Below are 19,212 nucleotides of genomic sequence, written 5' to 3'. Positions count from 1 at the left end.
AGGGAATATTTGCATGAGCCAGAGCAGCCGCCCTGTTTACCTCAAGCTGCGCGATATGATCGCCGCCGCCATTATCGAAGGGCGCTATGGCGAAGGGGGCATGCTGCCTTCGGTGCGCGCCTTCGCCGCCGAACAGGGGGCCAATCCGCTGACGGTGGCCAAGGCATATCAGCAATTCCAGATCGATGGACTGGTCGAAGTGCAGCGCGGCGTCGGCATGCGGGTGGTGCCCGGTGCGGCGGACAAATTGCGCCGGGTGGAACGGGCCCGTTTCATCGACCGCGAATGGCCCGAAATCCACGCGCGCATCCGCCGGCTGGGGATCGATCCGGCCGAACTTCTCGGGTTAACAGAGCATTGATTCTAAGACTTATTCGCCGCGCTTTCGGGTGAAGATCGGTGTTGCGTAATCGTGTTACGTCTGGCAAATCGGGCGCTGTCGGCGGGTTCAGGCCCGTTGACGGGAAGTTTCGCAGGGTCGCTTAACTGCCCATGACGGGGCTGATCGCTATGTGGGATGGTGGCGGTCGGGAGTATTGGAAAAAATGATCAGATCCGAACTGCTTCAGGCATTGGCCAAGGATAATCCGGAGCTGCGTGCCGAAGAGGTAGAACAGGTCGTCGATATCTTCTTCGACGAAATTGCTCAGCGACTGGCCGAAGGCGGCCGGGTCGAACTGCGCGGGTTCGGCGCGTTTTCGACGCGTGAACGGGGCGCGCGCAAGGGCCGCAATCCCCGCACCGGCGATGCGGTGGAAGTTCCGGCCAAAAAAGTCCCTTATTTCAAACCCGGCAAGGACATGCGTCAGCTTATCAACGACGCGTGATCGGGAAACCTATGTGATCGCGGGCGTGTGTGTGTGGGCGGTATGGCCGCCTGCGGCCCGGGCAGGGAATCTGCCGGGCGCACCGTCGCGATGCATCTCCGGCTATCCGGTAATCCACGAACCGCCACGCCCGTTTCCGGCGCGATGCGGGGCGTGGGTTGATGCGTTGCGGGCTGGCCGGGCTACCATTACTGGCGCCATTGAGGTTTGAGGCAAAATGGCTCCTGAGCCTAATATGCAGCGACAGGGGATCGTTGGCCGACAGGTCTTGTGCGGCTCGCTCTGCCCGCGATAAAGGGCGGGCGCGGCGCGGGTGTGGCGGAATGGTAGACGCCGGGGACTTAAAATCCCCTGAGCTTTGCTCGTGCGGGTTCGAGTCCCGCCACCCGCACCATGCTGCAATGTGCCGCGCCATGGCCGCAACTGGCTTTGCGTCGAATTATGTGCCGGTCGCGGGATCGGGAAATGCCGGCCGGTGATTGGATGGAGCTGGCCGATTCGACCCGCTTCGTTTGCGATTTTGGGGTCGAAGCCACGATTTTGGCGGGAATCATGTCTCTGACGACGTGTGTCCGGCGAAAGCGATGCTTTGTCGGGCCAGTGCGTGCGGCTATTCGTGAAATTGTCGCCCTTTGATGGGCTGACTGCCAAAATTGCATTTGTTTTCTGTTGGTTGTTCCTTCCATATAGAGGTGAAGGGGGTGTATAACTCCGGCGTCTTCGCGATTGTCCCGTCGCCACGGGCGGGCGGCGATGTGGCAGTGGGGCGCGGGTTTTCATCTGGACAATCAAGGGTATGCGACACTCGTCGGGCGATAATGTCGCCGGTCGAACGCGCGATTGCTCTGAAAACGGACCCCGTCTATTGCAAAGCGCACTATCGGGCTCTGTGCCCGGGGGGCTATTGCAGCGAACACATGATCCGGGGGCGGCATCGCGCAACCAATGAATTACGAATCGACCGTAGAATCCGAACCGCAAGCCGTTGAAACGGAAGGCGTAACCGCGCGCCCGCGCCGCCTTGCGATCATCGGTGCGATCGCCGCCGTCGTGCTGATCGGGGCGCTGTATTATTTCATGCACGGATCGGGCGAAGATGCCGATGCACTGGCCAGCGAACAGGCCGGGCAAATTCCCCGCGTCACTGTCGTAACCCCCGGAAATACAACGGTAGAAGGCAAGATAGAGGCCACCGGAACGCTGGCTCCGCGCCGCGAAATACCGGTCGGATCGGTGGGCGAAGGCGGCCGTGTCGTATCTGTGCCGGTCGACGAAGGCGACTGGGTCCGCAAAGGGCAGGTGCTCGTTGTCATCGACCGTTCGGTTCAGGTCCAGCAGATCGAAGGTGCCCGCGCGCAAGTCGGTGTGGCACAAGCAGATCTCAATCTGGCACAGGCCAATCTCGACCGCGCGCTGAAGCTGGTCGACCGCGGCTTTATCTCGAAGGCCGACGTCGATCGCCTCACCTCGACCCGCGATGCCGCCCGCGCCCGCGTGCAGGTTGCCCGCGCGACGCTGGGCGAACTGCAGGCACGCACCGCCCGGCTCAACATCTACGCCCCGGAAAGCGGGCTGGTGCTGACCCGCGCGGTGGAGCCGGGGCAGAGTGTAACGGGCGGCGGTACGCCTTTGTTTACAATCGCCAAGGGTGGGGAAATGGAACTGAAGGCCATGCTCGGGGAAGAAGATCTGGCTAAGGTCAATGTCGGCGCGATGGCCACCGTTACCCCGGTGAGCAGCAGCAAAAGCTTCCAGGGACAGGTGTGGCAGATCGCACCCACCATCGATCAGCAGAGCCGCCAGGGCGAAGCGCGTATCGCGCTGGCCTACGCCCCAGAACTGCGCCCCGGCGGGTTCGCGTCGGCCACGCTCAACAGCGGCACGGTGTCTGCTCCCTTGTTGCCCGAATCGGCCATTCTGAACGATGCCAAGGGCAGCTATGTCTATGTTATCGGTAAGGAAGATCGCGTTGTGCGTCGGCCCGTGAAGACCGGGCTGGTCACTGCCGAGGGGATCGCCGTGACCGAAGGTCTCAGCGGAACAGAGCAGGTCGTTTTGCGTGCAGGCGGGTTCCTCAATCCCGGCGACAAGGTCAAACCGGCCAAGGCCAAGTAAGGGGCGCGGATAATGAACCTGCGCAATATCTCCGCCTGGTCGATCCGCAACCCGGTGATCCCTATCGTCCTGTTCGCAGGGTTGCTGATCGCCGGGATGCTGTCGTTCATGCGGATGAACGTGACCGACATGCCGGACATTCAGTTCCCGGCGGTGATGGTCGTCGTCAGTCAGCCGGGTGCTGCCCCGACCGAAATCGAAACGCAGATCACGCAGAAAGTCGAATCGGCCATCCGCTCCATCAGTGGTGTGGAAGATATCAGTTCGACCGCCAGCGAGGGCTCGTCGCAGACAATCGTCAATTTCAGCATCGGGACCGATCCCGATACTGCGACCAACGAAGTGAAAAATGCCGTCGATCAGATCCGCAGCGATCTGCCCGATGGCATTCTGGAACCGCAGGTTCGCAAGCTGGAAATCAACGGCGGCGGGTTCATCGGCGTATATGCCGCGTCCGCCGACGATATGACGATGGAGCAGCTCAGCTGGTTCGTCGACGATACCGTGTCGAAAAGCCTGCTGTCGATCGAAGGGATGGCCTCTGTCAGCCGCAACGGCGGGGCGGATCGCGAAATCCGCGTGGTGCTCGATCCTGCACGGATGCAGTCGCTGGGTGTAACTGCCAGCTCGGTCAACGCGGCGCTGCGGCAGGTGAATATCGATGCGGCGGGCGGTCAGGCGGAAATCGCCGGTTCGCGCCAGTCGGTCCGGGTGCTTGGCAATGCCAAAACCGCCTATGACCTGCGCGACACGCGAGTGAACATTGGCAATGGCCGCACCGTCAAGCTGTCGGATATCGCCACTGTCACCGATGGCACATCGGAACAGACCAGTGTCGCAAAGCTACGCGGCCGCCCGGTGGTGACATTCTCCGCTCAGCGCGCGCGCAACGTATCCGACGTAACTGTGCACGACGAACTGCTGGAAAAGCTCAAGCAGATCGAACAGGACAATCCTTCGATACACTTCACTGAACTGTTCACGCCGGTCATCTATACCGAAGGGCAGTATGTCAGTTCGATGGAGGCCCTGATCGAAGGGGCGCTGCTGGCTATCGTGGTGGTGTTCCTGTTCCTGCGTGACTGGCGCGCGACGCTGATCAGCGCCATCGCTATTCCGCTGTCGGCCATCCCGACGTTCTGGTTCATGGACTTGATGGGCTTTACGCTCAATTCGCTCTCGCTGCTGGCGCTCAGTCTGGTGGCGGGTGTGCTGGTCGATGACGCTATCGTGGAGATCGAGAACATCGTCCGCCACTTGCGGATGGGCAAGAGCGCGTATCAGGCGTCCATCGACGCTGCCGACGAAATCGGCCTGGCAGTGGTGGCTACGACATTCTCGATTGTCGCGGTGTTCCTGCCGGTGGGCATGATGCCGGGCATTTCGGGCCAGTTTTTCAAAGCATTCGGCCTGACCGTGGTGGTCGCGGTGCTGATGAGCCTTGCCGTGGCGCGTATGATAACGCCGATGGTGGCGGCCTATTTCCTCAAGGCGCACGGGGTCGCGGCGCACGGCGAAGGCCGCATGATGGACGCCTATATGAAAGTCCTGCGCTGGACTTTGAACAGCGACAAGGCCGAGGCGATGCGCGCCGGGCTGGAACGCCATCCGGCGCGCTGGTGGTATTACATCGTAGTCACGCTGGTGGCTGTGGCGATTATCGCGGCGACCGTGATCGTCGGCCAGCTCACCTTCCAGCTGCTGATGGGCGCTGGGCTCCCGTTGATCCCCACGGCGATCGTCGCGCCTTTCGTGATGCTGGCCGCAGGTATTCTCGTGGCCAAAGTGCTGACACTGCTGATCGGCACGATGGGTACGCTGGGCGAATATATGCGTAATCTGGGCGCGCGGACGCGGGCGCGGATGAGCGACCATCGCCTCTATGCCTTCGGGCTGGGCGTTTATGCTCTGATCATCACGATCGCACTGCTGGCCGGTTTGCCACAGCAGTTCCAGCCATCGATCAATCAGGACACCAGCCAGGTTTCCATCGAAATGGTGCCGGGCACCACGCTGGCGGAAACCGAACGGGTTACCGACCGGGTGACCAAACTGGTGGAAAGCCAGCCTGAAGTCGAACGCGTTACCGAAGTGGCGCGGCAGGGTTCCGGCAGCCTCTATATCGCGCTGAAACCGGCGGCAGACCGCAAGGCGACCAGTGTCGAATTCGAACGGCGGCTGGCGCCCGATTTGCAGGAAATTCCCGACGCGCGGGTCAGTTTCCAGTCGCAGAACAGTGGCGGTGGCGGCAGCGGGCGCGATATCACGGTGATGCTGTCGGGCAGCAATCCCGAAGTGCTGGACAAGACCGCGCAGAAACTGGTCGAACAGATGCGCGGCGTTAAAGGTGTGGTCGCACCGCGAATCGCGGCCGATTTACAGCGCCCCGAACTGTTGATCGTGCCTCGCCTCGATCTGGCGGCGCAACTGGGGGTGACGACCGCGGCGCTGAGCCAGACGATCCGCATCGCAACCATTGGTGAAATCGATCAGAACGCAGCGAAGTTCTCGCTCAGTGATCGCCAGGTTCCGATTCGTGTGCTGTTGCCCGAAAATTCGCGGCAGGATATGTCCACCATCCGCAATCTGCCTGTGCCGACAGCCAGTGGCGGTTCTGTGCCGTTGTCCCGCGTGGCGGAAATCCGTTTCGGCGCTGGCCCCACACAGATTCAGCGGTACAACCAGTCTCGCCGCGTGGTCGTGGGTGCCGATCTGGGGCCGGGTGCCGTCAAAGGCCCGGTGATGGATCAGATCAACGCTCTGCCTGCGATGAAGGATCTGCCGTCGGGCGTGTCGAACAAGCCGGTCGGGCAGGACAAGTGGCAGGCGGAGATGATCAATAACTTCCTTGTCGCGGTGGTCAGCGGTGTCTTGCTGGTCTTCGCTGTGCTGGTCCTGCTCTATCACCGTTTTGTGTCGCCGCTGGTGAACATGACTTCGCTGTTGCTTGCGCCGTTGGGCGGGTTGCTGGCGCTGGGCATTTCGGGTCAGCCGATTTCGATGCCGGTTTATATCGGCCTGCTGATGCTGCTAGGCATCGTCGCGAAGAACTCGATCCTGCTGATCGATTTCGCGATCGAGGAAATGGCCGCAGGCGTCCCGAAAAAGGAAGCGATCATCGATGCCGGGCACAAGCGTGCTCAGCCCATCGTGATGACCACTGTCGCGATGACAGCGGGCATGGTGCCCACGGCGCTGTCGCTGTCGGGCGACGGTGCGTGGCGTGCGCCGATGGGCGTGGTGGTGATCGGCGGGTTGTTGCTGTCGACGATGTTGACGCTGGTTCTGATCCCGGCCGGGTTCAGTCTGGCCGATGGCTTCGAAAAACGTCTCGGTCCGTGGTTGCGGACCCGTTTCCTCACTTACAAGCCGGGTGACGAGAACGTGGTCATGCCGCACCACGGCCATCCGGGCCATCCGGCGGAGTGAGCGGGGAAACCCCGTCTCCCCTCGTGCGTTTCAGGCGCATGGGGGGCACGGCACCTGTGATCGACCGGGCGCGGACTATGCGCCGCACGGCCACCGGCATGTTGCTGGTGATGGCGGCGATTTTCGTCGCCAGCAGCCACTATCTGCATGTGCACCCGGCGGTGGGCTTCGTGCGCGCCTTTGCCGAAGCGGCGATGGTTGGCGGGCTGGCAGACTGGTTTGCTGTCACCGCGCTGTTCCGCCACCCGTTGGGCCTGCCCATCCCGCACACCGCGATCATCCCTGAAAACAAGGATCGTATCGCGGATACGATGGCGCAGTTTCTGCGCGACAATTTCCTGACGCCGACGGTGGTGGCCCGCCGGATGCAGGAAATGAATCTGGCGCGCGCGGTGGGCGATTATCTGGCTACACCATCCGACAGCGCCAGCGGTGGTTCGCGTATTCGTGCCGGGGCGGCGGAGCTGCTGGCCGAATTCCTCGAATCGCTCGATCCCGAACGTCTCGGGACACAAGTGCGCGGCGGGCTGAAGGCTTTGGCCGAACGGGTCGAAGTCGCTCCGCTGCTGGGCCAGATGCTCGACGCGGCAATTGCCGATCGCCGGCATCTGCCGCTGATCGATGCCGCGATCCGCTGGACCGGCATCACGCTGGAAGCGAACGAGGATATGGTCCGCCAGATCATCCACGAACGCGCCAACGCCATCGTCCGCTGGACCGGGCTGGACGAACGGCTGGCCAATTCGGTGATCGACGGGCTGTATAAATTGCTGGCCGAAGTTCTGGTCGATCCGGCCCATCCGCTGCGGACCAAGCTCGACGAAGGGCTGGTATCGCTCGCCAGCGATCTGCGGCAGGATGAAAAGTTGCGCGCCAAAGTCGAGCAGGCGAAACGGGATCTGCTGGATAACCCCGCTGTGGCAGACTGGTGGCTGGGTGTGTGGGAACGGCTGCGCGCATCGCTGATTGCCGCTGCGCGCGACGGTAATGGCGCAATGTCGGGGCAGCTGGGGCAAAGCATTGCCGAACTGGGCGCGACATTGCAGCAGGACACCCGTCTGCAAGCGCAGATCAACCGTTTTGCCCGGCGCACGGCAGTGGGCATCGCCACCCGGTATGGCGGGCAAATCGTGCAGCTCGTGTCGGAAACCGTGCGCCGCTGGGATGCCCGCACAGTGACCGATCGGATCGAAGGTGCGGTGGGGCGTGACTTGCAGTTCATCCGCATGAACGGGACTCTCGTTGGCGGGCTGGTCGGGGTGACCATCCATGCCCTGGATATGTTGCTGTGACCGATACCGAACCGTTTCTCGTTACAGAGCGTCTGGAACTCTGGCGGCCGCGCGCGGAAGACGAGCCGCAGATGTTCGCCATCATCTCCGATCCGCGTACGCACCGCTACCTCGGTCCGATGTCGAGCCGGGCCGATCATTTCCTGCGTTTCCAGCGTGGTGCGGGAAGCTGGTTCCTCCACGGGTATGGCAGTTTCATGGTCCGTTTGCGGGGGGAAGCCGAGGTGATCGGCAATTGCGGAATATTCCATTCGTGGCGCGGGTTGGGCGAGGATTTCGACGATATGCCCGAATGCGGGTGGATTTTATCCGCCGAATATGTCGGCCAGGGGATCGCGGGCGAAGCGATGCGTGCTGCGCTGACATGGTTCGACGAAGTGTACGGGCCACGCGATGTGGTCTGCATGATCGAACCGGGCAACGATCCGTCGATGATGCTGGCGGGCAAACTGGGGTTTGCCAAAACGCGGCTGGCCGAACTGCCAGATGGGGTGCAAGTTCAGTTGTTCCGGCGGGCTACAGGGGGATAGCCACCAGCAGCGGGGACGAACAGCAAGAACAACAACAACGGTGAGTACGGGGGAGAGCGATGCAGCATCAGATGGAAGCCGGGGATCTGCTTGATGCCCACGGGCGCTTGATTGAACGCGGCTGGGCCCGATCCGAAGTGCGCCGCTACGACCGTTCCGCCATCGCGGCGAGCGGGTGGCGGATCAAGGAATGGGATTACTACTGCATTGCAGACGACGATCACGCTCTGGCGCTGACTGTCGCGGATAATGGCTATCTCGGTTTTCTCGGGCTGTCGTGGATGGATTTGCGCGCAGGAACAGCGGAAAGCCACGGTGCAGTACGGGCGTTTCCATTCGGGCGGATGCGTTTGCCGCCCAGCGCCGATGCGGGAGATATCGTTCAGCAGCAAGGCGATATCAGCATCGCTTTCCACCACGAACCGGGCGGTCGCCGGTTGACGTTTTCCGCGCCCGGATTTGCCGATGGCAAAGGGCTGTCGGGAGAGGTCTGGCTGGATCAGCCTGCGGATGATCGCATGGTGATTGCCACCCCTTTTGCCGATGCGCCCAAGGCATTTTATTACAATCAGAAAATCAACTGCATGCCCGCGACGGGCCAGGTGGTGCTGGGCGGAGAGCAGATTGCATTTTCGCCCGACAGCGCCTTTGCCGTGCTCGACTGGGGGCGGGGCGTGTGGACCTGGGATAATACCTGGTATTGGGGCTCAGCCTCCGGCCTGCACGAAGGGCGGCGGTTCGGGTTCAACATCGGGCATGGTTTCGGTGATACCTCCGCCGCGAGCGAGAATATGCTGTTCCTCGATGGCCGGGCGCATAAATTGGGCGAAGTGACCTTCCATCTGCCCGATGGCCCGCTGGATGCGGCCAACTGGCGCTTCACCAGTGCCGACGGGCGGTTCGAAATGGAATTCGCCCCTGTCGTCGATCGCAGCAGCCGGGCCGCGCTGGGCCCGATCCTGTCCGATCAGCATCAGGTGTTCGGACGATACGCGGGCCGCGCGGTGCTCGACGATGGCACCGCGCTCGATATCAGCGGGCTGACTGGTTTTGCAGAACGGGTGCACAACCGCTGGTGAGGCAGTTAGGGTTGTATTCCTAACGTCCCGCTACGAATTTAACTGTACTGCGCCAGTACGAGGCGATGGCTTTACCGTCCCGTGTGTGGGCTGGTTCGAATTGCGCGCGTTTCATCAGCGCCTTGCATACAGCCCTGTCGAACCCTGCGGGTCGGCTTGATTGCTGAATATGGCACTGGGTCGGCTTGCCATCGGCATCGACGCTGAGCCGGAACTGGATGATTCCTTGCGCGCCACGGGCCTGCAGGTCTGAAGGATAATCTGCCGAAGTTAGCCACTTGCCGGGCGATTTAGTCGGGATGGGAAGATTGGCAAGCTGGCGATGAGCGGCCACATCAATACCCCAGTGAGTCATCAATTCATCGGTGCATTTACGCATAGCGGCCATCGGCTGTCCCATTGAACCGAGTTCGATATGCACCGTTGCGCGTGCTTTCTGGCGGACTTCCAGCCACTGAATAGCGGCCTCTTCATCCGCTGCTGGCGGGGCCTGTAAGTCTCGCAGAGTATATGCCGCATGTTCCTCGTGATTGTAGTTGTCGTCTTCCGTCTCGTCGTTGTCGTCCCGTTTCAGCAGATGTGCGGCACTGCCGAACAGAGCGGGTTTAAAAGTACCGAGCGAACCAGCCATGAAACCGCGATTCAGCGATCCTCCGTCAGGCCCGAAAGCCATTGTTATATGGTCGGCCGAGAAGTGGGTTAGCGGTTTGCCCGCAACGGCAAGGTGAAATGAATTGCCCGATTCGAACCGCGATATTATCACAGCTACCCTATCATCGCCGGTCCCGAAAAAACGAGCGAGTTTGCAGCTATCGTCGGCATAATTAAGGTTCCACTTCGATGAAGGGGACAGGACCAGCGGTTCCTTTTCCTTCGCCAGTGACGCGTGAAATTGTGCCAGACACAATGCACACGCGATTACACCTTTGCCCAAAGACGCGAACACGATTTTCATAAGGCCCCCAACTGTTGCGCGTTGTGCCCCTTTCAAATGGAGCATCGTCCGGTGACATGGGAACGAAATTCACATTATCGTTCGTCACCCCGGATATGATCTGGATCCCTGCTGTTCATTCAACGAGGCATTTTGAATCGCACGGCGGAGCGGAAATACGATGCGATCGGCTGACCATTCGCATCAAGCGCGGGTTCGAAATGGGCATTTTTCATCATTGCACGACACACAGTGTCTGCGAATTCGTCAGGCTTGGTCGCTTTTTGAATATGGCAGGCAGTCGCCCGCCCTTGCGCGTCGACATTGAGCCGGAATTGTACCAATCCCTGCTTGCCGGCGAAGCGGGCCATTGCGGGATAGTCGGCGCTATCGATCCATTTGCCGGGTGAGGATGTCGGTGACACGCGGCGGGTCAGGTGATCGTGCTTTTCGACATCGATGCCCCAATGCGTCACCAATTCGCGCGTGCATTTCCGCAGTGACGCCATCGGAGCGGACATGTCGCCCAGTTTGAGCACCAGATCGCGCTTGCCGAGCATGTTCAATGTTAACGTATCGACATCGCTGAACTGCTTTTCGTCGATCGTGTCGTAATCGGTGAATGTACGAACCGCAGACTCTCCGTTGACATTCTGATCCGGGTGTACGGATGACATGATCGCCGGTTCCAGCTTCCCCAGATTGCCGAGCGTATAGGTAATTTCCTTCGTGGGTCCGGCGGGCGAAAATGCGATGTCCATTTTCTCAGAGCGCGACGCCCATTTCAGCGGTTGGCCCGCAACGACCATGAACAGCGATGTCGATGGCTCATACCGTTCGACAAAGAATGCCGTCTCGGTCTTGCCCTCTCCAAACATGCGGGCAAGGCGGCAGCTATCCTCATCGTATCGGATATTCCACGGCGATGACGGCTCCAGCACCACCGGTGCCGGGGCAGCGTGGGCCGGTGCGGTGGCCGTACAGGCAAACGCTGCAACTATGCCGATAATATAACGCATAAGAAAAACCCCCTGCCGGACAGTATCCGACAGAGGGTTTCACATATAGAGCAGCGATTGACTAGAGTTTTTCGGTCAGTTCCGGCACTGCCTTGAACAAGTCAGCCACCAGACCGATGTCGGCGACCTGGAAGATCGGCGCGTCTTCGTCTTTGTTGATCGCGATGATGGTCTTGGAATCCTTCATCCCGGCAAGGTGCTGGATCGCGCCGCTGATGCCGATGGCGATATAGACTTCCGGCGCCACGATTTTGCCGGTCTGGCCGACCTGGAAATCGTTGGGGACGTAGCCCGCATCGACCGCCGCGCGTGATGCGCCGACACCCGCGCCCAGCTTGTCTGCCAGCGGGAAGATATATTCCTTGAACGTATCGGCATCTTTCAATGCACGACCGCCCGAAACGATCACTTTCGCGCTGGTCAGTTCGGGGCGTTCGCTCTTGGCGATTTCGCTGCCGACGAAGCTGCTGGTGCCGGCATCGCCGGGGCCGCTGACTGCTTCGACCGTGCCGCTGCCGCCTTCGGCTGCGGCCTTGTCGAACGCGGTGCCGCGCACAGTGATAACCAGCTTGGCATCGCTCGATTCGACGGTGGCGATGGCGTTACCGGCGTAAATCGGGCGGGTGAAGGTCTTGTCGCCTTCGATCCCGATAATGTCGGAAATCTGCATCACGTCGAGCTGTGCGGCGACGCGCGGAGCGATATTCTTGCCAGTGGTGGTGGCAGGCGCGAGGAATGCGTCGTGCGACTCCATAAGCGAGGCGACCAGCGGCGCGACGTTTTCGGCCAGCTGATGTTCGTAAGCCGCGTCGTCGGCCAGGTGGACTTTACCCACGCCAGCAATTTTCGCGGCTTCATCGGCCACAGCGGCGCAGCCCGAACCTGCGACGAGCAGGTGAACTTCGCCCAGCTTGGCAGCGGCAGTAACGGTGGAGAGCGTGGCGTCCTTCACCGAAGCGTTGTCGTGTTCGACCAGAACCAGAGTTTTCATGGGGTTCTTCCTTGAATGGGGTTGCTTGCGGTGGCGGGATCAGGCGATCCCGAGCGCCTTGATCTTTGCGACCAGCTCGTCGACATCTGCGACCTTCACACCAGCCTGACGGACCGGCGGTTCGGCCACTTTCAGCGTCTTGAGCCGCGGCGCGGTATCGACGCCGTAATCGGCCGGGGTCTTGGTATCGAGCGGTTTGCTCTTCGCCTTCATGATGTTCGGCAGCGAGGCATAGCGCGGTTCGTTCAGGCGCAGGTCGGTGGTGACGATTGCGGGCATCGTCAGCTTCACGGTTTCCAGACCGCCATCGATTTCGCGCTTCACGATCACGCTGTCGCCATCGACCTCTACCGTGTTGGCGAAAGTGCCCTGCGGACGGCCGAGCAGCGCGGCCAGCATCTGACCGGTCTGGTTCGAATCGTCGTCGATCGCCTGCTTGCCCAGAATCACCAGACCGGGCGTTTCCGTCTCGACAATGGCTTTCAGGATCTTGGCAACGGCCAGTGGTTCGACTTCGTCGTCGGTCTGCACCAGAATTGCGCGGTCGGCACCCATCGCCAGCGCGGTACGCAGCGTTTCCTGCGCCTTGGCCGGGCCAACCGAAACAGCAACGACTTCGTCCGCCTTGCCCGCTTCCTTGATTCGCAGCGCTTCTTCCACGGCGATTTCATCGAACGGGTTCATGCTCATCTTCACGTTGGCCAGATCGACCCCCGTGCCATCCGCCTTCACCCGCGGCTTCACGTTGTAATCGATCACCCGTTTGACGGGGACGAGGATTTTCATCGCATCTCTTCCTTCTTCGGAGGGCTGGGGATTTGATCCCCGCTCTATCTCACCTTTACGTAAGCGTCAATTGTGGTTGGCGCGAGCGAAATTCTCCAGCAACTGCCCAAAATCAGGCAGATCGGGTTGCGTGGCATAGCTGTTGGGGGAGCCGGTGTTGGCCCAGGGCAGCTTTTCCTGAGTCCAGCATTCGATGAACGGCGGGGCGTCGGGCACCCGGTCCAGCGTTCCCGTGCGGACATTGACCAGATCGCCCAGCGATTGCAGCGGGGTATAGAGCCAGGTTTTGCAGAAATCGCAGAACCGGTGTTCGATATCGGCCCGCAGGCCGCCGATCACCGTATCCCCTTCCACCAGTCGAAACTGCGACAGCGGAGTCAGGGTCGAGAGCGAGAATGCCGAACTGGTCATCAGCTGGCACCCCCGGCAATGGCAGGCGGCAGTGAGCAGGACCGGGCCGTCGAAGGCGTATTTCACCTTCCCGCAACGGCATTGTCCGGTCGTGCTCATCTGCGTTCCTTTGCCGTGTCAGGCGGCCTTCTTCACTTCCGCCACGATCTTCTTGGCAGCATCGCCCAGATCGTCTGCCGAAACGATCGGCAGGCCAGAGTTGTTCAGGATATCCTTGCCCTGTTCGACATTGGTGCCTTCCAGACGGACGACCAGCGGAACCGACAGGTTCACGTCTTTCGCTGCCTGAACGATCCCGTTGGCGATCACGTCGCACTTCATGATCCCGCCGAAGATGTTGACGAGGATGCCTTCCACCGCCGGATCTTTCAGGATGATCTTGAATGCCGCGGTCACCTTCTCCGTGGTGGCGCCGCCGCCCACGTCGAGGAAGTTGGCCGGGAATGCGCCGTTCAGCTTGATGATGTCCATCGTCGCCATGGCCAGGCCTGCGCCGTTGACCATGCAGCCGATGTTACCGTCCAGCTTGATGTAAGCGAGATCGTATTCGCTCGCTTCGACTTCGGACGGGTCTTCCTCGGTTTCGTCGCGCATCGCTTCCACGTCTTTGTGGCGATAGAGCGCGTTCGAATCGAAGCTCATCTTGGTGTCGAGCACCAGCAGATTGCCATCTTCGGTTTCGACCAGCGGATTGATTTCCAGCATCGCGCAGTCGAGTTCCATGAACGCGGTGTAAAGCTGTTTGGCCAGCTTCTGCGCCTGCTTGTTGAGGTCGCCCGACAGTTTCAGCGCGAAGGCCACCGCGCGCCCGTGGTGCGGCATGAAGCCCTGCGCCGGGTCGATAGTGATCGTGGTGATCTTTTCAGGCGTATCGTGCGCCACGGCTTCGATATCCATGCCGCCTTCGGTCGATACGACCATTGCGACGCGGCCCGATGCACGATCGACCAGCAGCGAGAGATAGTATTCCTTGGCGATATCGACGCCGTCGGTCACATACAGGCGGTTGACCTGCTTGCCCGCGTCACCCGTCTGCACGGTGACGAGCGTGTTGCCGAGCATTTCGGTCGCGTCGGCCTTCACATCGTCGAGCGATTTGGCGAGGCGGACGCCGCCCTTGGCATCGGCGCCCAGTTCCTTGAACTTGCCCTTGCCGCGGCCACCGGCGTGGATCTGCGCCTTCACGACATAGAGCGGCCCGGGAAGCTTCTTCGCCCCCTCGACAGCTTCCTCTACGGTCAGTGCGGGATAGCCGGCGGGGATGCCGATTCCGTACTTCGCGAGCAGTTCCTTGGCCTGGTATTCGTGGATGTTCATGAGCGTTCTGTCCGTTCGTTTCGGGCGGGAGAGGATGTGCTCGCGCGCCTAAGCATGGATTCGTATGCTTGAAAAGGGCGCAGGGCCGTTCCACAGCAGTTGTGTGATCGATCGCGAACGCCTGTCCGAAATTGCCGCCGAAGCCGGGCGCATCGCATATGCGATGTGGCCGGGGGCGGGACACGCGGTGGATACGTGGGAAAAAAGCCCCGGCAATCCGGTCTGCGCGGCGGATATGGCGGTGGACCGGTTCCTGAAACGCGAACTTGGCGCACTGCTTCCCGCGGCTGGCTGGCTGAGCGAAGAGACCGCTGACGAGCCGAAACGCCTCGGTAAAGGGTTGATTTGGCTGGTTGATCCTATTGACGGGACACGCGATTTCATTCGTGGCCGTACCGGTTGGGCGGTGTCCATCGCGCTGATTAGCGAACATCGCCCGCTGATTGGCCTGCTCGATGCCCCGGCGCGCGGCGAGCGCTGGCTGGGCGTGGCCGGGCAGGGAAGCTGGCGCAATGGTGAAAAACTGGCGGTATCGCCACGTAAACAATTCGTCGGATCCCGCGTCCCGGCGGATTCGCTGGCGAAGGAAGACCGGATGCTGGCGATGGTGGACAAGCCTAACTCCATCGCATTGCGAGTCGCTATGGTCGCGGCAGGCGAGGCCGACATCGTGGCCACTCTGCGCTGGGGCTGGGAATGGGACATCGCCGCCGCTGCCCTGATCGCGCGCGAAGCGGGCGCGGCGGTGACTGACGCGTTCGGCAATCCGCTCGATTACAACAAGCACGATCCGCGCGCATTTGGGTTGCTGGCCACTGCACCGGGTATCCATGTCGAGGCCGTGGCCCATCTGGCCGATCGCGCGGCCGTGGTGTCGCGCGATAAGTGAGTAGGGGAGTGCGGTCCTGAATCGGATGTCTCCGGTTCCCTATCGCCACGCTCACTCACTCGTCATTGCGAGGAGCTAAAACGACGCGGCAATCCATCGGCGGGTCGTGCTGCCCCTAACAACGGGCGCGATTGTCTCCACTGTTGGTCTATGGATTGGTTCGCTAGGTTCGCAATGACGAAGGAGGGGATGGCTCAACGTTACTCTGGTGCGTCAGTTACGGCGACGGCCATTTTGCCCGCCCATTCCCGAACCCCGTCATGCCGGACTTGATCCGGCATCCCGCTCCTTTTTCCGGCGATGGTCTGGCGGAGGCGCTCTCCGGTCGATATCAGGCATTTTCCTACATCGATCGCGCAGGGCATGATCGGGCTATGCGTGAGCCTTCATCCTTACAGCGCGACCGCGATACAGATGGTGTGTCGTGTTCGCATTTTTGCAAGTCCACACAGGCCCGTCCTGCAAGCGCTATCAACTATATGATACTGCTGAATATTTCTCGAAAAGTCACAGATTTCAAAACTCAAAGGAGCGGTCCATGTCTGGTGCTCGCAGACATGACAAAGGGCCAGAGCAAGCTCGCCCTCGCCTCCCCCGGAAGCAGACACGAAAAAGGGCCGGTCCCGCTAAGGACCGGCCCTTCTGTGCTGATTGCGCCAGTGGCGCGGGAATCAATAGCCCTGTTGCGCGGCGTTGATGTCCTGCTGGCTTACGGGGATCACCTTGATCTCCACGCGGCGGTTCAGCGGTTCGTTCACGCCGTCGCCGGTCTGCACCTTCAGGTTGGTTTCGCCGAAGCCCATCCAGCGGATACGAGCCGAGTTCACGCCACGGCTGATGAGGTAGTTCGACACTGCCTGCGCGCGCTGTTCCGACAGGCGCTGATTGGTGGCGGACGAACCGACGGTGTCGGTATAACCATACACGTCGATCAGGCTGTTGGGGTACTGCACGAAGTTCGCCGCAACCCGATCAAGTACCGACTGGAACCCGGGGCTGATGGTATAGCTGCCGGTGGCGAAAGTGACGCCATCGGGCAGATTCACGAGGATGGCGTTGCCACCATCGGTTTCAGTGACATCGACGCCCGAACCGGCGGTCTGGTCCTTCAGTTCCTTGATCTGCTGATCCATCTTGTAGCCGACCACGCCGCCAATCGCGCCGCCGCCGACCGCGCCGATGATGCGCCCGGTCTTGCCTCCGATCAGGCCGCCAAGCAGCGCACCGGCTGCCGCGCCGCCGACACCGCCGATGGCAGTGCGGGAAATCTTCTGTTCGCCGGTGTTGGGGTCGGTCACGCAGGCCGAAACACCAACCAGCGAAAGCGCCGCGAGGGCGGCGGTAAACTTGCGGGAAGTCTTCATTATTGTCCCCTTTTGACTAGGATTTCTTCTTTACAATCAATCGTTGACCGGCAGTTTCATCCACCGGGCGGTGCGCGCCCAACCCGCGCACGATACGTATCATGTGACCCTAAACGTTGTGTGCGCCCACCTGTTCCCGCTGGCAAGGCCGTACAAATATGCTAGCGCTGAGGTCGTGACACCTTTTCCTTGGCCAGACCTGTTCATTATCGCCGGGCTCATAGTGCTCAACGGCTTGTTCGCTATGTCCGAACTGGCCATCGTTTCGGCCAAGACCACGCGCCTGCGCGCTTATGCGGATAAGGGCAGCTCTGCCGCCCGTGTCGCGATTTCGCTGGCGGCGGATCCGGGCAAGTTCCTCTCTACCGTGCAGATCGGCATTACCCTCGTTGGCATCATTGCCGGTGCTTATTCAGGCGCAAGCCTGGGTGGGCCGGTGGGCGAACGGCTGGCGGCGCTGGGTGTGCCCGAACGATATTCAGCGGAAGCCGGGTTCGCGCTGGTGATTGCGCTGACGACTTATTTCAGCCTGGTGGTGGGCGAACTGGTGCCCAAGCAGCTTGCCTTGCGGGCGGCGGTGCCGGTGGCAATGATCGCGTCGCGGCCGATGGCGCTGATGGCCCGCATCGCTGCGCCGCTGGTGTGGTTGCTCGACACGTCTTCCGGCCTGCTGATCCGCCTGCTGGGCATTCGCCCCGGCGGTCAGGCCAGCGTTACGGCGGAAGAGCTGCACATGATCTTCGCTGACGCCACCCGCTCCGGCGTGATTGAGGATCAGCAGCATCAGATTCTGGCCGGGGTCGTGCGGCTGGCCGAACGCCCGGTGCGCGAATTGATGACGCCGCGCACGGAAATCGACTGGCTCGATGTCGGTGCCAGCGAAGCCGAAATGCGCGAACGGATCGAGGCCAGCCCGCATTCGCTGCTGCTGCTGGCGGAAGGATCGGTCGACAAAGTCATCGGCGTGGTCAAGGTGCGCGAAGTGCTGGCCTGCCTGATCGCCGGGCAGCCGGTCGATCTGGCGGCGCTGGCGCGCAAGGCCGAAGTGATTCCCGATCAGCTTGATGCGATGGATGCCCTGCGGGTGCTGCAACACGGCGAAATCGCGATGGCGATGGTGCACGATGAATATGGCCACCTTGATGGCATCGTCACCCCGGTGGACTTGCTGACGGCCATCGTCGGCAACTTCGCCAGCGATCAGGATCTGGGCGAAACGCCGACGATTGTCGAACGCGAAGACGGGTCGCTGCTGGTATCGGGCGCGCTTCCGGCGGACCAACTGGCCGACCGGCTGCTGATCGAATTCGGGGATGACCGCGAATTCGCGACCACAGCGGGATATGCTCTGTCAGTGCTTAAGAAGCTGCCCGACGAAGGGGAAGTGTTCACCGATCAGGGCTGGCGCTTTGAAGTCGTCGATATGGATGGGCGCAAGATCGACAAGCTGCTCGTTTCCAAGGAAAGTTAATCGCCCCGGTACAAAAGGCGGACGGCCTCTGTCCCCATTGGCGTAATACGGGCGTATGAGGGGTAAGGCGGGCGGAGACGAGGCATCCTCGACTGCCCCGCCCATCGTCATTGCGAGGAGCGCAGCGACGCGGCAATCCACGGACTGCCTTTGCCGCGCATCACAACCGATGCAATGGGTGCCACCGAAGCGCCAGAGTTGCTCCCCGGCGTGCTTCATAACGAACCGGTAGGCGAGTACCGGAATGAGTGCCGGAAGCGCCGACAGCTACCAATTGCAGAGGCGATAGTACTGGAGCCGAGCGCGTTGCCCGTAAAGCAATGGCGATTGGCCCTACGGTTCGTCTCAGCCGGGAATGACAGCCTGTGCGTTGGCCCCGTCACCCTGCGGTGCGGCGACGATATCCTGCGTCAGGCGGCCCTTGTTCACGGTGTTGGTCTGCGGGTCGCCCACTGCGGTGCGGATGCCCGGATCGGCGCTGCCCGCCCGGTTGAGCAGGCTGGTTTCGACCGCGCTGCGCGGGGCCGGGCCGCCGAACAAAGCTTCCAGTGCCTGCTGCGAAGCAGTACCTTCGGCCGGGCGCGGGGCACCAGCGGACGGGGGCATGAGGTTGAATGCGGGCGGCACGACCAGCGGCGCCTGCCGCTGCACGGCGAATTCATCGGGCCGGTCGCGGCCCATGATGCCGGTGCTGCCACATCCGGCCAGCATGGCGCTGGCTGCGGCGATAAGGGTGATGGTGGCAATCTTGCGCATGA

General features: G+C 61.4%; 17 protein-coding genes and 1 tRNA gene. 10 read left to right on the top strand and 8 right to left on the bottom strand.

Features of this window, described 5'->3' with window-relative positions; all coding sequences use genetic code 11:
• Window positions 1-13 precede the first annotated feature (13 nt).
• The 8 genes from D6858_RS04750 (at window position 14) to D6858_RS04710 (ending at window position 9,272) form a co-directional block, all read left to right on the top strand.
• On the top strand, window positions 14-361 hold the full coding sequence (locus tag D6858_RS04750; RefSeq protein WP_120107630.1) for a GntR family transcriptional regulator: 348 nt from the start codon (window positions 14-16) through the stop codon (window positions 359-361).
• 184 nt (window positions 362-545) lie between these two features.
• Entirely contained in the window at window positions 546-827 is a 282-nt protein-coding gene (locus D6858_RS04745; protein WP_102154891.1) for an integration host factor subunit beta, read from the top strand.
• A gap of 309 nt (window positions 828-1,136) precedes the next feature.
• A tRNA-Leu gene (locus D6858_RS04740) sits at window positions 1,137-1,221 on the top strand.
• A 551-nt stretch (window positions 1,222-1,772) separates the two neighbouring features.
• Window positions 1,773-2,942 carry an efflux RND transporter periplasmic adaptor subunit gene (locus D6858_RS04730; RefSeq protein WP_120107625.1) on the top strand — a complete coding sequence of 390 codons (1,170 nt, stop codon included), beginning with the start codon at window positions 1,773-1,775 and terminating at the stop codon, window positions 2,940-2,942.
• Between the two features lie 12 nt (window positions 2,943-2,954).
• Complete coding sequence (locus D6858_RS04725; RefSeq protein WP_120107622.1) at window positions 2,955-6,371, top strand: efflux RND transporter permease subunit; 3,417 nt, start codon at window positions 2,955-2,957, stop codon at window positions 6,369-6,371.
• Between the two features lie 77 nt (window positions 6,372-6,448).
• The gene (locus D6858_RS04720; protein WP_120107958.1) at window positions 6,449-7,663 is read left to right on the top strand and encodes a DUF445 domain-containing protein; all 1,215 of its coding nucleotides are present in this window, start codon (window positions 6,449-6,451) and stop codon (window positions 7,661-7,663) included.
• Window positions 7,660-8,193 carry a GNAT family N-acetyltransferase gene (locus D6858_RS04715; RefSeq protein WP_240623691.1) on the top strand — a complete coding sequence of 178 codons (534 nt, stop codon included), beginning with the start codon at window positions 7,660-7,662 and terminating at the stop codon, window positions 8,191-8,193. The genes D6858_RS04720 and D6858_RS04715 overlap by 4 nt, the downstream gene beginning before the upstream one ends.
• Window positions 8,194-8,252: 59 nt before the next feature.
• A complete protein-coding gene (locus D6858_RS04710; protein WP_120107620.1) occupies window positions 8,253-9,272 on the top strand; it encodes a DUF2804 domain-containing protein in 1,020 nt (339 codons plus the stop codon).
• Between the two features lie 19 nt (window positions 9,273-9,291).
• Here the strand turns inward: D6858_RS04710 and D6858_RS04705 are convergent, their stop codons facing one another.
• The 6 genes from D6858_RS04705 to sucC all read right to left on the bottom strand — a co-directional run bounded on the left by D6858_RS04705 (window position 9,292) and on the right by sucC (window position 14,730).
• Window positions 9,292-10,227, bottom strand: a complete 936-nt coding sequence (locus D6858_RS04705; protein ID WP_165859633.1) for an energy transducer TonB — start codon at window positions 10,225-10,227, stop codon at window positions 9,292-9,294.
• 119 nt (window positions 10,228-10,346) lie between these two features.
• Entirely contained in the window at window positions 10,347-11,225 is an 879-nt protein-coding gene (locus D6858_RS04700) for an energy transducer TonB (RefSeq protein ID WP_120107615.1), read from the bottom strand.
• A gap of 61 nt (window positions 11,226-11,286) precedes the next feature.
• Complete coding sequence (locus D6858_RS04695; RefSeq protein WP_120107613.1) at window positions 11,287-12,216, bottom strand: electron transfer flavoprotein subunit alpha/FixB family protein; 930 nt, start codon at window positions 12,214-12,216, stop codon at window positions 11,287-11,289.
• Window positions 12,217-12,255: 39 nt separating this feature from the next.
• Window positions 12,256-13,002: an electron transfer flavoprotein subunit beta/FixA family protein gene (locus D6858_RS04690; RefSeq protein WP_120107611.1), complete on the bottom strand. Its 747-nt coding sequence runs from the start codon at window positions 13,000-13,002 to the stop codon at window positions 12,256-12,258.
• A gap of 66 nt (window positions 13,003-13,068) precedes the next feature.
• Window positions 13,069-13,512, bottom strand: a complete 444-nt coding sequence (locus D6858_RS04685; protein ID WP_120107608.1) for a GFA family protein — start codon at window positions 13,510-13,512, stop codon at window positions 13,069-13,071.
• Between the two features lie 18 nt (window positions 13,513-13,530).
• Complete coding sequence (sucC, locus tag D6858_RS04680; protein WP_120107606.1) at window positions 13,531-14,730, bottom strand: ADP-forming succinate--CoA ligase subunit beta; 1,200 nt, start codon at window positions 14,728-14,730, stop codon at window positions 13,531-13,533.
• A gap of 103 nt (window positions 14,731-14,833) precedes the next feature.
• On the opposite strand from sucC, the gene D6858_RS04675 reads away from it, so the two are divergent.
• Complete coding sequence (locus tag D6858_RS04675) at window positions 14,834-15,619, top strand: 3'(2'),5'-bisphosphate nucleotidase CysQ (RefSeq protein WP_120107953.1); 786 nt, start codon at window positions 14,834-14,836, stop codon at window positions 15,617-15,619.
• A 671-nt stretch (window positions 15,620-16,290) separates the two neighbouring features.
• On the opposite strand, the gene D6858_RS04670 is transcribed toward D6858_RS04675, so the two are convergent.
• On the bottom strand, window positions 16,291-16,983 hold the full coding sequence (locus tag D6858_RS04670) for a YiaD family glycine zipper/OmpA-like lipoprotein (RefSeq protein ID WP_120107604.1): 693 nt from the start codon (window positions 16,981-16,983) through the stop codon (window positions 16,291-16,293).
• 175 nt (window positions 16,984-17,158) lie between these two features.
• On the opposite strand from D6858_RS04670, the gene D6858_RS04665 reads away from it, so the two are divergent.
• Entirely contained in the window at window positions 17,159-18,454 is a 1,296-nt protein-coding gene (locus D6858_RS04665; protein ID WP_120107950.1) for a hemolysin family protein, read from the top strand.
• Window positions 18,455-18,799: 345 nt separating this feature from the next.
• Here the strand turns inward: D6858_RS04665 and D6858_RS04660 are convergent, their stop codons facing one another.
• The gene (locus tag D6858_RS04660; RefSeq protein ID WP_120107602.1) at window positions 18,800-19,210 is read right to left on the bottom strand and encodes a DUF3035 domain-containing protein; all 411 of its coding nucleotides are present in this window, start codon (window positions 19,208-19,210) and stop codon (window positions 18,800-18,802) included.
• Window positions 19,211-19,212: the final 2 nt, after the last annotated feature.

Source organism: Tsuneonella suprasediminis, assembly GCF_003605755.1.
Lineage (GTDB): Bacteria > Pseudomonadota > Alphaproteobacteria > Sphingomonadales > Sphingomonadaceae > Tsuneonella > Tsuneonella suprasediminis.
This window is presented reverse-complemented; position numbering and strand designations above follow the sequence as displayed.

What these genes read in the sequence shown, in the direction of transcription:
- D6858_RS04710 (WP_120107620.1), top strand. Translation starts at nt 8,253, where the DNA reads ATGCAGCATCAGATGGAAGCCGGGGATCTGCTTGATGCCCACGGGCGC.
- D6858_RS04720 (WP_120107958.1), top strand. Translation starts at nt 6,449, where the DNA reads ATGCGCCGCACGGCCACCGGCATGTTGCTGGTGATGGCGGCGATTTTC.
- D6858_RS04725 (WP_120107622.1), top strand. Translation starts at nt 2,955, where the DNA reads ATGAACCTGCGCAATATCTCCGCCTGGTCGATCCGCAACCCGGTGATC.
- D6858_RS04750 (WP_120107630.1), top strand. Translation starts at nt 14, where the DNA reads ATGAGCCAGAGCAGCCGCCCTGTTTACCTCAAGCTGCGCGATATGATC.
- D6858_RS04685 (WP_120107608.1), bottom strand. Translation starts at nt 13,512, where the DNA reads ATGAGCACGACCGGACAATGCCGTTGCGGGAAGGTGAAATACGCCTTC.
- D6858_RS04695 (WP_120107613.1), bottom strand. Translation starts at nt 12,216, where the DNA reads ATGAAAACTCTGGTTCTGGTCGAACACGACAACGCTTCGGTGAAGGAC.
- D6858_RS04670 (WP_120107604.1), bottom strand. Translation starts at nt 16,983, where the DNA reads ATGAAGACTTCCCGCAAGTTTACCGCCGCCCTCGCGGCGCTTTCGCTG.
- D6858_RS04730 (WP_120107625.1), top strand. Translation starts at nt 1,773, where the DNA reads ATGAATTACGAATCGACCGTAGAATCCGAACCGCAAGCCGTTGAAACG.
- D6858_RS04745 (WP_102154891.1), top strand. Translation starts at nt 546, where the DNA reads ATGATCAGATCCGAACTGCTTCAGGCATTGGCCAAGGATAATCCGGAG.
- D6858_RS04690 (WP_120107611.1), bottom strand. Translation starts at nt 13,002, where the DNA reads ATGAAAATCCTCGTCCCCGTCAAACGGGTGATCGATTACAACGTGAAG.
- D6858_RS04705 (WP_165859633.1), bottom strand. Translation starts at nt 10,227, where the DNA reads ATGAAAATCGTGTTCGCGTCTTTGGGCAAAGGTGTAATCGCGTGTGCA.
- D6858_RS04700 (WP_120107615.1), bottom strand. Translation starts at nt 11,225, where the DNA reads ATGCGTTATATTATCGGCATAGTTGCAGCGTTTGCCTGTACGGCCACC.
- sucC (WP_120107606.1), bottom strand. Translation starts at nt 14,730, where the DNA reads ATGAACATCCACGAATACCAGGCCAAGGAACTGCTCGCGAAGTACGGA.
- D6858_RS04660 (WP_120107602.1), bottom strand. Translation starts at nt 19,210, where the DNA reads ATGCGCAAGATTGCCACCATCACCCTTATCGCCGCAGCCAGCGCCATG.